The sequence below is a fragment of the Lactobacillus corticis genome (genome assembly GCF_018327645.1).
GTDB lineage: Bacteria > Bacillota > Bacilli > Lactobacillales > Lactobacillaceae > Lactobacillus > Lactobacillus corticis.
Window position 1 is genome coordinate 57,765 of the sequence record NZ_BMAY01000002.1, and the last position, 15,336, is coordinate 73,100.

Below are 15,336 nucleotides of genomic sequence, written 5' to 3' on the forward strand. Positions count from 1 at the left end.
ACATCAAAAACGGATCATTTGCAAGGTTCTCTTTCCTAATTGTGAATACGTAACGTTGTGTCCTTGTCAAAGAAGTGACCCTTGTTAATATCAAAGCCCATCTTGACAACATCACCTGGTTGGTGGAAGTCACGCGAATTAATGATGGCTACGAATTCGGTTCCATCTACTTCTTGGTACAGTTGGATCGTTGCCCCAAGCAATTCTGAAACTACAACCTTCGAAGTTACGACATCATTTGGCCAAGTTTCCATAAAGGCTTCTTCTGAGTGAATGTCTTCTGGACGAATCCCAAAGACTAAATCTTTGTCATTGTAGCCTTGTTCTTCAAGCATCTTGGCCTTGCCTTCAGGCACTTCCAAGTTCAAGCCCTTGCCATCACTCATGCGACCATCTTTATAATGAACATTGAAGAAGTTCATTTGTGGTGAGCCAATGAAGCCTGCAACAAATTGGTTAACTGGTTCGTTGTAAACTTCAAGCGGCGTTCCGATTTGTTGCACATGTCCAACCGACATAACAACGACCCGGTCAGCCAAAGTCATGGCTTCAGTCTGATCGTGAGTAACGTAAATTGAAGTCGTCCCTAAACGTTGGTGCAGCTTGGCAATTTCGGCTCTCATTGATACCCGCAGCTTGGCATCCAAGTTAGAAAGCGGTTCGTCCATCAAGAAAATTGGCGCATCCCGAACGATTGCCCGTCCTAAAGCGACACGCTGACGTTGACCACCAGATAAGGCACCTGGCTTTTTGTCTAAGTAATCTTCCAGCCCTAAGATCTTGGCAGCGTTCTTAACCCGCTTGTCAATATCTTCTTTCTTGTAGTGCCGCAGCTTTAAACCAAAGGCCATGTTGTCATAAATCGTCATGTGTGGGTACAAGGCATAGTTCTGGAAAACCATGGCAATGTTCCGGTCCTTTGGGGCAACATCATTCATGACCTTGCCATCGATCTCCAAAGTCCCCTTGCTGATGTCTTCCAAACCAGCAATCATCCGCAAAGTAGTTGACTTACCACAACCTGATGGTCCAACGAAAACGATGAATTCCTTGGGCTTAATATGCAGATCGAAGTCGTTAACTGAATATTTATCGTTGCCTTCGTATTTCTTGTAGATATGGTTTAAATCAACTTCAACCATTCTTGATCTCCTTACTTTCTTTAAATGCCGTCACAATATCTGCCAAGTGAAGTTGACTGGTATCGCTGACGATGTAGTCTGCTTCATGGAGCAGTTTGCGATCGCCGATGCCGACTGCAAATTGACCGGCTGCCTTGATTGCGGCCACGCCCGCAGCTGCATCTTCAAAGCTGATAACTTCATCCTGCTCAAGGCCAATCAATGCTTGAGCTTTTTCATAGATCTCTGGATCCGGCTTGCCCTTATGCAAGCTGGCTGGATCAACAATGCCGTCAAACTCTCCGATAATTCCAAGTTTAGTTAGAATCTTAGGGGCATTCTTTGAGGCACTGGCAATCACCAGTTTCAAGCCATCCTGTTTAGCATCTGCTAGCAGTTGCGGAATTCCTGGCAGAATGTCAGCCGGTGTCATCGTTTCAACTGACTCTAAGAATTTTTCATTCTTTTTAGCAGCTAAAGCAGCTTTTTCTTCCGGACTGTAGTCATTTTCCTTGCCGCCGATCTTCAGAATCATTTCCAAAGAATCCATCCGGGAAATCCCGCGCAAGTTATCTAAATCGGCTTGGGAAAGGGTAATGCCTAAGTCTTTTGCCAAATTATTCCAAGCAGTTAAGTGGAATCTGGCAGAATCGGTTAACACGCCATCAAGGTCGAAGATTAAGCCTTTAAGCATTTTTCTTCACCTTCTTCCAAGTGAATGGTTTCGTCAAAGACCTGCACTGCTAAGGCTTGTCCCTTAATCAGCTTGATCTTTACTTCTCCCTTAACCACTTCAACGGCAATAATCCGATCACGGTAGTTGAGCTTGAAGCTGTAACTGTTCCACTTATCTGGAACAAATGGTTTGAAGCTCAAGTGGTCATGGTCATAACGCATTCCGGCAAAGCCTTGGACAATTGCCAACCAGCCACCGGTCATTGAAGTAATGTGCAAACCGTCAACCGTGTCATTGTTGTAGTTGTCCAGGTCAAGTCGCGCAGTCCGTTCATACAATTCAACCGCCTTTTCTTGCTTGCCTAATTCAGCAGCCAAGATTGCGTGAATTGAAGGACTCAGGGAACTTTCGTGAACTGTTAATGGTTCGTAGAAGTCGAAGTTGCGTTCTTTTTGTTCCATCGTAAAGCGGTCATTGAAGAAGTAGATTCCTTGCAAGACGTCTGCTTGCTTGATAAATGGCGAACGCAGGATCTTGTCCCATGACCAGTGTTGGTTGATTGGGCGTTGACCTTCAGGAATTTCGCTAACTGGACGAACGTCCTTGTCTAAGAAGCCATCTTGTTGCAAGAAGATCCCAAGTTCTTGATCTTCTGGGTAGTACATGTTGTCGATGATATCTTGCCATTTGGCCTTTTCTTCATCGCTAACATTTACCCGCGCCTGCGCTTCTTTCGTTGCTAGTGGCAAACGTTCAAGCGTCCAGCTCAATACCCAAGCTGCCATGGTGTTGGTAAACCAGTTGTTGTTAACGTTGTTTTCGTATTCGTTTGGTCCGGTTACGCCGTGGATCATGTACTTGCCAGCGTGCTTCGAGTAGTGGACCCGTGAAGCCCAGAAGCGCGCCGTTCCAACCATGACATCCATTCCTTCATCTTCAATGTATGAAGTATCGCCAGTGTAGTGGGTGTATTGATAGATAGCGAAAGGAATATCGCCGTTCCGGTGAATTTCTTCAAAAGTAATTTCCCATTCGTTGTGGCATTCAATCCCATTGAAGGTTACCATTGGGAAAAGTGCCCCATCTAGACCTTGTTGCTTGGCGTTGTGGTAAGCGCCTGGCAATTGGTCATGCCGGTATTCCAGCAAAGCTCTGGTTACGCTGGCTGGAGCTACTGCCAAGTACATTGGAACAATGTAAGCTTCCGTATCCCAGTAGGTAGCACCGCCGTATTTTTCACCGGTAAAGCCCTTAGGACCAACATTCAAACGTTTATCTTCACCGTAGTAAGTCATGAACAGTTGCAGAATATTGAAGCGAATGCCTTGTTGGGCTGCATCGTCGCCTTCAATGGTGACATCGCTTGATTCCCAGCGTTTTTCCCAAATCTTGGTATGGTCTGCAAGGTTTTCTGCAAAACTCTTAGCTTGTACTTGGTCAAGCAGCTTTTGACTAGCAGCTGCTTGCTCGTCAGCTGGGACATCGCGACTGGTTACCACAACGATATCTTTTTCAATCGTCTTGCTTTCGCCTTGGCTTAATTCAAATTCGCCAGTTTCTGCTAAAAAGCCGCTCTTAGTTTCAACTTTGCCTTGATACTTTTGACCATCAAGCCGTAAGCCGCTTTGCAATAAAACCGTGAATTGCGGTACCTTGTAAGGATTTGGCTTAGTCCGCAATTGAATCGTTCTAGCGTCTGCATCTTCTGCTAAGGCATCCCAGAAGTGTTCATCGTAGTTGCTGTCTTCATTAACTACGTTGCCGTCAAGCGTTGAGGTAAATTCAATTTTGGCCTTGCCAGCTAAAACTTCAGCTTTCACTTGAATCAAGGCAGCTTCTTTAATGCTATTGCTTAAGAAGCGGTTGAAAGTGAACTTGACTTGCGTGTCGTCAGCTTGGTAAATGAAGCTTCTAGTCAAAAGCCCTTGGTGCATATCTAGTGATAAGTAAAAGTCGCTAAATTCAACTTTGGCTAAGTCGATTGCTACCCCATTTACCTTCAGCTTCAAGCCCAAAAAGTTTGGTGCATTTAAACTCTTGCCGAAATATTCTGGATAACCATTCTTCCACCAGCCGACTCTCGTCTTATCAGGGAACCAAACCCCTGCCAGGTAAGTCCCTTGTAAGTAGTCGCCGGAGTAACCTTCTTCGAAGTTGCCCCGAACGCCCATGTAGTCGTTGCCGATAGCTGTAATACTTTCTTGCAGCCGTTTGTTGGCTGGATTAAATTCATGCGTGGTCACGTGCCACGGATCAATTTCAAAAATTCTCTTCATGATGTCTCCCACTCTTTTGTAGGCGCTTTCGTTTTTCTCTATATTTAAGATACATTGCCTGTAAGCGTTTTACAACGGGTTTTGGCATGTTACCGGTATCAGAATTACTTTGTGATAAATAGCGCAAATCCATTTGGCAAAATTTCGTTATTTTTTACCAATTGGCTTAATTCTGGCCGATCACTGATAGTAATTGGCTTGGTTGTCGTATTAAAGAGCCCGGTAATGGTTTCCGTCCCTTGTCGAACCACTTGCAAAAGTCCCTCTGGGGTAACGGTCAACCGGAAGCTTCCGCGACCCAGCGTTTCCTTATGAGCAAGTCGGAAAGCAATTATATTGTGTACGCGTTCCCATACCGGACCTGCTTCTTTAGACCAATCCATTGGCTTGCGGCAATCCGGATCATTGCCACCGGCCATCCCCATTTCAGTCCCATAGTAGATGCAAGGGCTGCCTTGCTGCATAAATTCAAAGGCTAGAGCTTGCAGAGCCAGGTCCTGGTTTCCCCCGGCAACAGTTAAAATTCGTGCCGTATCATGAGAATCAAGCATGTTCATCATGACTTGGTTGGTCATATCACGGTATTTCATGGTCTGATCAGTCAAGCGTTCAGCTAAAGCTTGGGCTGACAGGCGACCATAAAAGAAGTGATCTTCAATTTGCAAAGTATATGGGTAATTCATTACTGAACTAAATTGGTCACCGTTAAGCCACGGCCGAGCTGAGTGCCAGATTTCGCCCACAATATAAAAGTCCGGCTTGATCTTAACTAGTTCATCATGGAATCTCTTCCAAAAATGATGATCAACTTCATTGGCTACATCCAGTCGCCAGGCATCAATATCGAAATATTTAACCCAGTAGCTAGCAATATTCAATAAATACTCTTGGACTTCGGGATTAGCGGTATTCAGTTTAGGCATATTGCCGACAAAGGCAAACGTGTCGTAGTTAGGTTCACCTTCGCCTTTTGAAGCATCAATAAATGGTTCAACTGGGAATTTATTAATATGGAACCAATCCCGGTAACGTGATTTGGCACCATTTTTCACAACGTCTTGCCACTGCATGCTGGCAGCCCCAACATGGTTGAAAACCGCATCGAGCATGATGCGCATCCCGCGACTGTGAGCTTCGTTAACCAATTTGGCAAAAAGGGCCTTATCGCCAAAGGCTGGGTCAATTTCTAAATAGTCATTAGTATCATACTTGTGGTTGCTTGGCGCCTTGAAAATTGGGCAGAAATAAAGCCCGTTGACGCCTAATTTTTGCAAGTAATCTAAATGATCGATAACCCCTTGCAAGTCCCCGCCATAAAAATCTTCACGACCAGGGTGGTCTTCTGGATTCCAGGCCTTGGTTCCTACAGGATCGTTGGATTTATCGCCATTAGCAAAGCGTTCTGGGAAAATCTGATACCAAACAGTGTCTCGGACCCAATCTGGGGTCTTGGTCAGATCAATCTCGTGTAAATATGGCACCTTAAAATAATTGCCGTCGGCCATAACTGCATCTTGACTGTATTCACTAATTCCCCGATCGCCATAAATCACCTTGCTGCCGTCCTGTGCTTCTACGACAAAAGTGTACTTTAAGCGGTGATATGGAGCTTCCAGCGTTGCTCCCCAGTGGTCTTGAACTTGACCGCTACCAATTTGGGCCATTTTTTGTGCTTTTACTGATTCTAGAGGTAAATAGTTATCAGTATATAACACTGTAACCTCTTTGACGTCAGCCTTAGCTGAATGGAAACGAATATTGACGTGCGTATTGTCAATTACAAAGCTATCTTCGCTTTCAGTGCGGTGACTTAAAGCAGCTAATTGCATAAGTAAAATCTCCTTAATCATTAATTTCTAAGTAGTCATCTTTGGGTTCAAGAGCAGTTTAGCAGTTATCTAGAAGCGCTTACAATAGCATTTGTGATGTTACCGGTATCAAAAATAACAAGAAACAAAAAATCCGAGTCAAGCATAGTTTTGCTTGATTCGGATTCTTTTACTTGGCTAAAACCACGCCAGCATATGGTGCTAGTTGGATTTTATTTTCATTGGTATTTACCGCGCCCACTTGCAGCAAAGTTTTTCCATAGGATTCTGGTAAAGCAATTTCGACCGTTTCGCCTGACATATTAACGGCAACGATGGCGCTGCGATCGGCTAAATCACGCTGGTAAACAAAAGTCCGCTGATCAGTCGGCAACAAATAATATGCGCCATCTTCAAAGAGCGGCGTCTGCTTCAGCTCCAATAATTGCCGATAAAAGCTCAAAAAGCTATTGGCATCGCCCTCTTGTTTGGCGACACTAGTATCTTCAACTAGTTTTCCCTTAATCCAAGGCTCATGATCACTAAAGCCGTGGCCAGCTTCTTCGGTCCATGGCATGGTCCCGCGAGCAGCCAATTTATGCGTCTGGCTAACCATAGTGGCAATTTCAGCTTCGCTCTTGCCCGCCTGGGCTGCTGACTTAGCAAAGGCCGCAACAGTCGGATCGCCTAACTCTTGGAGCTGGTCAAAATGCAGATCCTGCAAACCTAATTCTTCACCATAATAAATAACCGGCAATCCTCGCTGCAGATACATTAACATTGCTAGGCTCTTAGCTTGCTCATCACAAGTCGCATATCGCGTCCGCAGCCGAGCCATATCATGGTTATTCCAATATAAGGTCGGCAAAGAAATGCCATTGAGCGTTTGCTGCCAAATAGCCTGGGTTAGCTTAAAGTTCGCTAGGTCTAATTTTTTCGGCTGGTACTGGTCATTAAAGCTAGGGTCTACGCCGTCTTGGCTTTCAGTAAAGTAGCGGAAAGTAATTACCGAGTCCATCAAATGCCGGTTAGGTGCCGTATAGTCCACTGCCAAATTGACATTAGCACTAGCCGCTTCACCTAGCAGCAAGGCATCGGGATAGTCTTCTTTAATCTGTTGGCAGAATTCGCGCATCCAAGTCTGCACTTGGGGCAAATTTGCAAAGAATGGCTCAGCTACCACCACGTCATCATTATTGTCCGGAGTTGGATAGTCTTGGCGTAAATCGGCCTTAGCGATATGGATAAAGGCGTCAATCCGCAACCCGTCTATCCCTTTGGCTAGCCAAAACTCGGCAATCTCCAACATTGCATGCCGCACCTCGGGATTATGCCAATTTAGATCAGGCATGTGTTTGTCGAATAAGTGGAAGTAAGATTGTCCGGTGCCCGCTGGATCTGGTTCCCAAACGCTGCCACCAAAAAAGCTGCCCCAATTATTGGGCCGCTGACCATTTTCACCAGCAAAAATATAGTAATCGCGATAAATGCTGTCCGGTGAACTAATCGCATCTTGGAACCATGGGTGCTGGTCAGACGTGTGGTTCATCACGAAATCCATCACGATGCGAATTCCGTTATCATGCAAATCGGCAATTAATTTCTCCATATCAGCCATGTTGCCCATTAATTCATCGATTGCAAAATAATTGGATACGTCATAACCATTGTCGACTTGAGGTGAAACAAATACTGGGTTGAGCCAAACAGTATTGATCCCTAAGCTTTTAAGATAGGGAATTCGTTGCCGAATCCCATTAAGATCCCCAATTCCATCATGATTGCTATCTTGGAATGACTTGGGGTAAATTTGATAAATTATTGCATGCTCATACCATTTTGCCATAATACTGTCCTCCACTAACCATCTTAGCAAGGGTCAATAAGCGCTTACAATACCTGGCCGACTGTTACCGGTATCAAGTTAATAAGTAATTTTAATAAAACCTTGCCTTAATTCCCGCAATTCGGCTTTGGTCGGCAGACGATGGTAGCGACAAGCGTTCTGTAAAATAATCACGGCAAAATTGCTAAAAATCTCAATTACATAATCTGATTCTGCAATCTTAGTTTGTTTCATTTTCGTAGCAACTTCTTGCTGAATTCGTTTACGTAAACCATGGTTATCAATTTGAAATTCCAATAAGACGGACAAAGTATCGCTATTGGTCAGCAAAAACTGGTATAACGGACCTGCATTAATGGTTTGTTCCAGGAATGTTTCTAAATGAACATGGTCCTGCATCCCTTGCATTCTTTGGTCAATAATCTGTTTAAAGTCACTGAAATAGCGATCGCTTAGCTTGGTTGCGAGATCATATTTATCCTGATAATAGTTATAAAAAGTTTGGCGATTAATCAAGGCCCGAACTGCAATTTCTTTAACCGAAATTTTCCGAAATCCTTCCTCTTTAAGCAGTGCGATAAATGCTTGATCAATCGCTCTTTGCGTCCGTTGGCGCTGTAAATTTTCCATGCAATTTCTCCCTAATAGCATTATAGAGCGACAAGTGTCGCATATATTGACAAAAATAGAAATATTATCTATTGTAACACGGTTTTTAGCAAGGTAAATTAGAACAGTAATTAAAGCAAAAGGAGGACTCAGGATGTTAATCGATTTGGAAAACGTCAACAAGTCTTTTGACAAACAAAAAGTATTGAATAACATCAATTTAACAATCGATGCTGGTCAAATAATTGGTCTAATTGGGCCATCAGGTGCCGGTAAAACCACCCTAATCAAAACCGCTCTGGGCATGGAAAAAGCTGACAGTGGCGTGACCGAAGTAATGGGAACGCCAATGCCCAACCGCAAAATTCTAGGGAAAATCGGCTACATGGCCCAAAGCGATGCCTTGTACGACAATTTAACCGCTAAAGAAAATCTGGAATTTTTTGGGCAATTAAAAGGCCTTAAAAAGCAAGAAATTGCTAGTGAAATTACCAGAGTAGCCGGAATCACGGCCCTAACTGCCCATTTGAATAAACGCGTCAGCTTATTTTCTGGCGGAATGAAGCGGCGTTTGTCACTGGCTTTGGCTTTGCTAGGACAACCCAAACTGCTGGTCCTCGACGAACCAACAGTTGGGATTGACCCGGCCTTGCGTAAAACTATTTGGGAAGAACTCAAGAAACTGCGCGATAAGGGATGCGGTATTTTAGTTACGACCCACGTTATGGATGAAGCCGAGCAAGTGGATCAAGTGGTCATGCTGATGGGAACTATCATCGCCCAAGATTCACCAGCTAAATTAAAGGAAAAATATCAGGTTAAATCCATTGAGGAAGTCTTCCTCCAAGCAGAAAGCGAGGTCTTAAACAATGAGAACGCTGGCAATTAGCAAACGAATTGGCAAGGAACTGCTGCGTGACAAACGCACCATGGCCCTAGTGCTCTTAGCGCCAATTTTGATCATGTGGCTAATGAGCGTCATCTTTTCTGCCAATAGCGAAACTAGCGCCACCATCGGGACAGTAGGAGTCAGCAGCTCAATTACGAAAAAGCTCGATAAAGTTGATAACGTTACAGTCAAACGCTACCAGACAAAAAGTCGTGCCAAGAAAGCCCTCAAGCACTACCACTTGGACGCGGTAATTATTAAAACGGGTTCCAACAAATACCACCTTTACTACGCTAATATCGATTATGCCAAAACCGCTTTAACCAAGCAGGGTTTCCAACAAGCTTTATCCAAACAACAAATTGCGCAAATTAAGAGCAAGATCACTAATTTAAGCAAAGCCATCAACCAAATCAACCAAACTCTGCCAGCTGGACATAAACTGCAAATCAAAAAGTCCAAATCCAGCAGCAAGACCAAGATCACCAATACTTACGAATATGGTAATAAGGATACTGGTTTCTTCAATAAAATCGCCCCAATCTTTATCGGTTTCTTTATTTTCTTCTTTGTTTTCCTAATTTCCGGAATTGGCCTGTTAAACGAACGCAGTTCAGGAACCTTGGAACGGGTCTTGGCTACTCCAGTAAGACGCAGCGAAATTGTTGCTGGCTACATGATTAGCTACGGCGTTTTAGCGATTATTCAAACTTTAATCATTGTCGCTACTTCCGTTTGGCTATTAGATATTGAAATTGTCGGCAGTCTGTGGCTAATTCTGTTAATTGCGATTGTCCTTTCAGCTGTTGCCCTATCTTTAGGGATCTTCATTTCAACCTTTGCTTCTTCAGAATTCCAAATGGTCCAATTTGTGCCAATTGTCCTGATGCCCCAAATTTTCTTCTCAGGAATTGTTCCGTTAGATGCTTTGCCATCATGGTGTACGCCGCTTTCACAAATCATGCCGCTAACATACGCCGCACGGGCAATGGAAGATGTCACCCTAAAAGGGGCTGGCTTTAACGAAATTGCTGGAAACTTAGGCATATTGCTAATCTTCCTCGCAATTTTCACAGTTCTCAATGTCGTTGGTCTGAAACAATACCGCAAGGTTTAAGCAAAAAGAGACGGAAAAATCCGTCTCTTTTTTGGTTGATGTTACTTTATTTGGTCGTATCTCTAACCACTAATTTAGGTTCTAATAAGACCTCTCCTTGCGGCGCCCCTGAAAGTTTGATTTTTTGCAACAACATTTGAGCTAAAATTTCACCCATTTCAAAGGTCGGCTGTTTGATCGTAGTTATCTTTGGATTGGATACCTGATCAAGGAACACGCCGTCAAAGCCGATCACGCCATATTCTTCCGGAATTTTCACCTGCTTTTCCAACAAGGCCCAAATTATGCCAACTGCCAGACGATCACTACCGCAAACAAAGCAGGTATTCTGCGGAAACTTTTCCCAGTTATCCAACACGACCTTTTTTGACTGGTGAGAATGGTTGGCAGCTCGATAAATTTGTGTTGGCATTTGTGCTTGCTGCATGGTGCTTAAATAACCATTTTCACGAGAATACTCAAATGGTTCTTTGACATCCAAGCCAATAAAGACGACATGCTCATACCCTCGCTCCAGCGCGTACTTAGTAGCAATTTTTTCACCCAAGCTATTATCGGTGTCGACATAATCGTAACCATGTCGATTTTCGCCATATAAAATAAAAGGCTTATCAAAAGCATCAAATAAATCATAATCGGCTTGCCTTGCCCCGGTTATGATATAGCCATCATCGCCGCTTTTGCCAATATCGCCAATATCAGTTACTAATTGCAGGGCATATTGCTCTTTCGTCAAGCCGCGCGCTACCCCAAACAACAAGTTCATATAGTATGGCTCAGTCGTATCAATATCTTCTAGGGTAATGAATTTAACAACGTTAGTTCGATTATTGACTAGCGCACGCGCAGCTGAATTAGGTCGGTAGTGGAGTTTATCCATTGCTTTTTCGACTAGCTCCAACAACTCGGGGGTAACTTGTTCGGGATGATTAATCGCACGCGAAACGGTCATTTTTGACACATTTGCTTCCTTTGCTACATCTGATAGCGTGACCATGTTCTTACCTCTTTCGTATGTAAACGCTCTAACTAATTTTATAGCGTTGCTAGCCAATTTCCAAGAACTTTCATTTATCAAATGAAAACAGCTCCAGGCCAATCGCCTGAAGCTGCCATTTCAATGGTAATGTTTGATAACATTAAAAAGGAAATAGTCAGAGTGAAAATTTAGAAGTTAGATTTTGAAGTGAATGTGCGCTGCCCGTAATTGCTTAAGCAGGTGTCTTAACTGCTTTAATAGCTTAGCTTTCTTGCTTGCATGCTTGCGTGCTTTGTGACTGCGGTGGTGTTTAACAGTACATTTACGTGACACGTGCTTATTGTGCTTATTGTGTTTGCTGTGCTTTGCGTGTTTGCTGTGCTTTGCGTGTTTGGTGTGTTTTTGGTATTTGCTTCCCCGTTTAAGAGTTGGCGCCTTGGCAGCTGCTTTCACCGCTGTTCCAGTATTATTACCAGCAGCAAGTAGGGTGAAATCCTTCTCCCAATTTTTACCTAAATCTGATCTAAAAGTATAGCCGTGTTCCATCCCTGCTGTTTCAACTGACCAATTTACCTCTTTTTTCAAACCGTCTGCCTCTGTAAAAGTTACTTGGCCCTTTGCATCGGTTTCCTTGGTAATCTTAGTCTTGCCATCCTTCAAATTGCGCAAAGTCACCTTGGTTCCTGCCTTGACTGGCAAACCATTAGCATAACGAAAAGTCCCCGTAAAAGTTAAGGGTTTGGCAGCTTGCGGCATTTGCACCTCAAAGCTGCGCACCCAATCTTGACCGATATCAGATCTAAAGGTATAGCCATAACGATAGCCGGCAGTTTCGACACTGTAGTTAACGCCCTTCTTCAAGCCATCAGCTTCTGTAAAAACAACTTGCCCATTAGTATCGGTCTTCTTAGTCAATACGGTTGTTCCATCTTTTAGATTCCGCAAATTGACTGGTGTACCCGCCTTGACCGGCAAGCCATTAGTATAACGAAAAGTGCCTTTAAAAGTTAATGGTTTAGTTGAACTAGCTACAACACTAGTTTCAGCAGCATGGACTGTTTGGAGGTTTGCTGCTTGGCTGAATGCCAATCCCATCAACGCTCCTGTAAGTAATGTTCCATGAACTAAAAGCTTTTTAGTCATAAGTACCTCTTTCTAAAAATATAAAATACAAAATACAAAATATTTTTGATGGAACATATCAGAATAGCGTATCTGGGAAAAATGTCAACACTTTTTTTGAATATCTGTATGATTTATTATTTAGCATTATCAAAGTTGTTTGTATAAATTATTTAGTTGCTATTTTTGAAGATATAAACATTTAAACATATCAAAAAACAAGGCCCACAAGTTGGACCTTGTCAAACCCAAAATTAGAAAAGGAAAAATAATGTCAAAAATATTATCGATATTCTGCAATATTTAGTCGTTCATCCGCAAAGTTTTTTACTTGTTCATCATGTGTTGCAACAATCACAATTTTATTGTCATTTGCCATCGCACGTAAGCTCTTTAAAACCATGTTCTTGTTATCAGCATCTAACGCACCTGTAGGCTCATCGGCTAACACAATTTTGGGATCTTGCATGCTCAACCGCGTTAGTGCCACTCTTTGGGCTTCACCACCTGATAAAGTAAATATTTTTCTATCAAGATAACTTGAATCCAATCCATAACGTTCAAGAAAACGACGCAGCATTCTATCCTTATGCCTGTTAACTAAATTTAGATTTTGGCGTACTGTTTCTTCATCTACCAATGCATAGTTTTGAAAGAGGTAGCCAATAATTTCTCGATAATATTGCAAAACGTTGTAGTCAAAAATGTTTTTTCCGTCATAGATAATATCCCCATAAGAAAGATCATTCAGTCTACCTATACTGTTCAATAGAGTAGTTTTTCCTCCACCAGAAGGACCAATAATTGCATAAATCTTGCCAGGATTGAATTCAAAATTTAAGTCTTTGAATACTACAAAATCTCCATACTCTTGTCCTATAGTTTTTAATAGTAAGTTTCCCATTCTACTCTCCTTTGATTGTTTCTGAAATCTTCTTATTGAGGTGCATCCCCTGAAGCATTAACAGTGATAATTCAAGTAAGTTTCCAATAATAAAGACTCCCAAAGACAAAGATAGCTTTTGGGTAATTAAATAAACTAATGTTGCTTCAACAACTCCTACTCCTAAGATTATCAAAATGAATTCTCCAAACTGTTTTAAATAGTTTGCTCCCATTAATCGTTTAATTGCTAACTTTTTACGATTGTTACTGATGTAAACAGTATTAAATGCAATATCCTCAAACAAAGCTAAAAAAATACTGATAATAGCAACTATAACCGTAACTAACAGTTTCTTTTGGGTAGAAGCAATTTGCTTAGCTGCATAACTCTTGGTATTCAAAATTCCCCCTACATAAGGCGTAAATCCAGTCTTGTTAATAGCCCGATGAAGCAAACTCAAATCATTAGTCATCAGTGCTGAGTCTGAAACATAAGAAGTCCAATTCATATTAGCTGGGTTATTCCACCCTCCGCCACCTAAAGATTTATGTGAAACAACAACCAACAGAGAATCTTTTACCGATCCAGAATAATTCCCATAATCAAAAGAATTTATGCTGTATAAAAAATGGCTTTGATTATTTTTTATTGCAATTGCCTTTAACGATAAACTCTTTCCCGTTGTTTTCTCTGCTTCATCTAAGCTAAGAAACGTCCGGTACAGCTTAATAAGTTTTTTTCTCTTAGAATAATAACGTTCAGGTATCAATAAATATGTTGTTTTGGTATTTGAGCTTAAATGAATTCTATTTCCGCTTAGATTCAACACTTTATTATTATCTAAATACTTAGCATTAACTAGTAAATGATTGCCCTCTACAGTGTCAAAAACATCTTTGCTTCCCCAGCCTTGAAAATCAATCAGCATTCCACCATGATCAAGCATATAATTAGCAAATTTTATGCTTTTTTTATCAACGTCATGATTTTCAGTATCTGTCCCTGTACCGATAGTTACAGTGTAATAAGTTTGATGGCTTGTCCACTCCGACAATTGTGCCGTCATTTTTTGTTCTCTATTCCAAGTTTTAAGCATAGAAGCCAAAATTACACATAAAACAACTTCAATCATAATTTTGATACTCAAGTTTATGAAAAAAGCCATATTACTATGCGCATCTCCTTTGATTGCAGGAATAATTGTATAGTAATTATGCATTTTTGCTCTAATAATAGCGTTTATGCCAATAATCACTCCAACAATTAAATACGCTAATACGCAAGCAAATAACATAATGTGATAAGAATAGCGGTAATTTTCTAAATACATGTAAATCATTATCAGAATTATTCCGCCAAAAAAAGCGAATGAAAAAATCTTTTCATCCTCTAAAAACTTTCCCATGCATCTCTGCTATTCGATACCCCAAGCAAAGCCCGAATATTCATTTTCTTTAATTCCCGCAAATTGGTCAGTAAGAGGACGACAAGTAGTATAACAAGCACAATTAAGAATACATATCCCATGCTGCTAGCTTCTAAATAATTGGAAATGTCCCATATCCAACTTTCATTAATTTTATTGTACTTAATACCATTTTTATCGAACATTCGTTCAATAGATGCTGGGTTTGTCTTTCCAACAAAATAGTATGAAAAATACACCCCGCTAGTTTCAAACTCTTTTTTAGTCGCCCTGGTTCCTTTAGGAAGGGCTAAATTCTTACCATAAACATGAATTTTGCTAACTGCATCAGAATTGCTGGATTTTTCTGGCAAAACGGTAAAAACCTTCAGTACGGAGATATTATGCTTTTTAGCATATTGACTAATAATAGAATTAAATTTAGTGGTTTGTTCTCCACCATTCATTTTATATATGCTATAGGAAGATGAGCTAGATTCAACATATGTATTTCCCAACGATTGAATGAACATCAATATTATTGCAATGATTGTTATTCCTGATAGCAATAATACAATTTTTCTAAGTTTATTCATTTCTCG

13 protein-coding genes are annotated in these 15,336 nt (G+C 41.6%); 2 read left to right on the top strand and 11 right to left on the bottom strand.

What is annotated here, in order from left to right:
* Nucleotides 1–35: 35 nt before the first annotated feature.
* The 6 genes from KI210_RS01585 to KI210_RS01610 all read right to left on the bottom strand — a co-directional run bounded on the left by KI210_RS01585 (nt 36) and on the right by KI210_RS01610 (nt 8,357).
* A complete protein-coding gene (locus KI210_RS01585) occupies nt 36–1,142 on the bottom strand; it encodes an ABC transporter ATP-binding protein (RefSeq protein WP_212780140.1) in 1,107 nt (368 codons plus the stop codon).
* Nucleotides 1,135–1,815, bottom strand: a complete 681-nt coding sequence (pgmB, locus tag KI210_RS01590) for a beta-phosphoglucomutase (RefSeq protein ID WP_212780141.1) — start codon at nt 1,813–1,815, stop codon at nt 1,135–1,137. The genes KI210_RS01585 and pgmB overlap by 8 nt, the downstream gene beginning before the upstream one ends.
* The gene (locus KI210_RS01595; RefSeq protein ID WP_212780142.1) at nt 1,800–4,073 is read right to left on the bottom strand and encodes a glycoside hydrolase family 65 protein; all 2,274 of its coding nucleotides are present in this window, start codon (nt 4,071–4,073) and stop codon (nt 1,800–1,802) included. The genes pgmB and KI210_RS01595 overlap by 16 nt, the downstream gene beginning before the upstream one ends.
* A gap of 104 nt (nt 4,074–4,177) precedes the next feature.
* Nucleotides 4,178–5,902, bottom strand: a complete 1,725-nt coding sequence (locus KI210_RS01600; protein ID WP_212780143.1) for a glycoside hydrolase family 13 protein — start codon at nt 5,900–5,902, stop codon at nt 4,178–4,180.
* Nucleotides 5,903–6,071: 169 nt separating this feature from the next.
* Complete coding sequence (locus tag KI210_RS01605; RefSeq protein WP_212780144.1) at nt 6,072–7,727, bottom strand: alpha-glucosidase; 1,656 nt, start codon at nt 7,725–7,727, stop codon at nt 6,072–6,074.
* 78 nt (nt 7,728–7,805) lie between these two features.
* Nucleotides 7,806–8,357: a TetR/AcrR family transcriptional regulator gene (locus KI210_RS01610; protein ID WP_212780145.1), complete on the bottom strand. Its 552-nt coding sequence runs from the start codon at nt 8,355–8,357 to the stop codon at nt 7,806–7,808.
* A gap of 133 nt (nt 8,358–8,490) precedes the next feature.
* Between KI210_RS01610 and KI210_RS01615 the strand changes: the two genes are divergently transcribed.
* Nucleotides 8,491–9,225, top strand: a complete 735-nt coding sequence (locus KI210_RS01615) for an ABC transporter ATP-binding protein (protein ID WP_212780146.1) — start codon at nt 8,491–8,493, stop codon at nt 9,223–9,225.
* Nucleotides 9,206–10,342 (top strand): ABC transporter permease, encoded by a 1,137-nt coding sequence (locus KI210_RS01620; RefSeq protein ID WP_212780147.1) that lies wholly within the window; start codon nt 9,206–9,208, stop codon nt 10,340–10,342. Before KI210_RS01615 ends, KI210_RS01620 begins: the two co-directional genes overlap by 20 nt.
* A gap of 46 nt (nt 10,343–10,388) precedes the next feature.
* Here KI210_RS01620 and KI210_RS01625 read toward each other — a convergent pair whose 3' ends face one another.
* The 5 genes from KI210_RS01625 to KI210_RS01645 all read right to left on the bottom strand — a co-directional run bounded on the left by KI210_RS01625 (nt 10,389) and on the right by KI210_RS01645 (nt 15,330).
* Entirely contained in the window at nt 10,389–11,339 is a 951-nt protein-coding gene (locus tag KI210_RS01625) for a LacI family DNA-binding transcriptional regulator (protein WP_212780148.1), read from the bottom strand.
* Nucleotides 11,340–11,516: 177 nt separating this feature from the next.
* Nucleotides 11,517–12,464: a collagen binding domain-containing protein gene (locus tag KI210_RS01630; RefSeq protein WP_212780149.1), complete on the bottom strand. Its 948-nt coding sequence runs from the start codon at nt 12,462–12,464 to the stop codon at nt 11,517–11,519.
* Between the two features lie 262 nt (nt 12,465–12,726).
* A complete protein-coding gene (locus KI210_RS01635) occupies nt 12,727–13,347 on the bottom strand; it encodes an ATP-binding cassette domain-containing protein (protein WP_212780150.1) in 621 nt (206 codons plus the stop codon).
* A 1-nt stretch (nt 13,348) separates the two neighbouring features.
* On the bottom strand, nt 13,349–14,734 hold the full coding sequence (locus KI210_RS01640) for a DUF1430 domain-containing protein (protein ID WP_212780151.1): 1,386 nt from the start codon (nt 14,732–14,734) through the stop codon (nt 13,349–13,351).
* The gene (locus KI210_RS01645; protein ID WP_212780152.1) at nt 14,719–15,330 is read right to left on the bottom strand and encodes a hypothetical protein; all 612 of its coding nucleotides are present in this window, start codon (nt 15,328–15,330) and stop codon (nt 14,719–14,721) included. Before KI210_RS01645 ends, KI210_RS01640 begins: the two co-directional genes overlap by 16 nt.
* Nucleotides 15,331–15,336 lie beyond the last annotated feature (6 nt).

Coding starts and splice junctions, on each gene's coding strand:
- KI210_RS01585 (WP_212780140.1), bottom strand. CDS start 1,142: ATGGTTGAAGTTGATTTAAACCATATCTACAAGAAATACGAAGGCAAC.
- pgmB (WP_212780141.1), bottom strand. CDS start 1,815: ATGCTTAAAGGCTTAATCTTCGACCTTGATGGCGTGTTAACCGATTCT.
- KI210_RS01595 (WP_212780142.1), bottom strand. CDS start 4,073: ATGAAGAGAATTTTTGAAATTGATCCGTGGCACGTGACCACGCATGAA.
- KI210_RS01600 (WP_212780143.1), bottom strand. CDS start 5,902: ATGCAATTAGCTGCTTTAAGTCACCGCACTGAAAGCGAAGATAGCTTT.
- KI210_RS01605 (WP_212780144.1), bottom strand. CDS start 7,727: ATGGCAAAATGGTATGAGCATGCAATAATTTATCAAATTTACCCCAAG.
- KI210_RS01610 (WP_212780145.1), bottom strand. CDS start 8,357: ATGGAAAATTTACAGCGCCAACGGACGCAAAGAGCGATTGATCAAGCA.
- KI210_RS01615 (WP_212780146.1), top strand. CDS start 8,491: ATGTTAATCGATTTGGAAAACGTCAACAAGTCTTTTGACAAACAAAAA.
- KI210_RS01620 (WP_212780147.1), top strand. CDS start 9,206: ATGAGAACGCTGGCAATTAGCAAACGAATTGGCAAGGAACTGCTGCGT.
- KI210_RS01625 (WP_212780148.1), bottom strand. CDS start 11,339: ATGGTCACGCTATCAGATGTAGCAAAGGAAGCAAATGTGTCAAAAATG.
- KI210_RS01630 (WP_212780149.1), bottom strand. CDS start 12,464: ATGACTAAAAAGCTTTTAGTTCATGGAACATTACTTACAGGAGCGTTG.
- KI210_RS01635 (WP_212780150.1), bottom strand. CDS start 13,347: ATGGGAAACTTACTATTAAAAACTATAGGACAAGAGTATGGAGATTTT.
- KI210_RS01640 (WP_212780151.1), bottom strand. CDS start 14,734: ATGGGAAAGTTTTTAGAGGATGAAAAGATTTTTTCATTCGCTTTTTTT.
- KI210_RS01645 (WP_212780152.1), bottom strand. CDS start 15,330: ATGAATAAACTTAGAAAAATTGTATTATTGCTATCAGGAATAACAATC.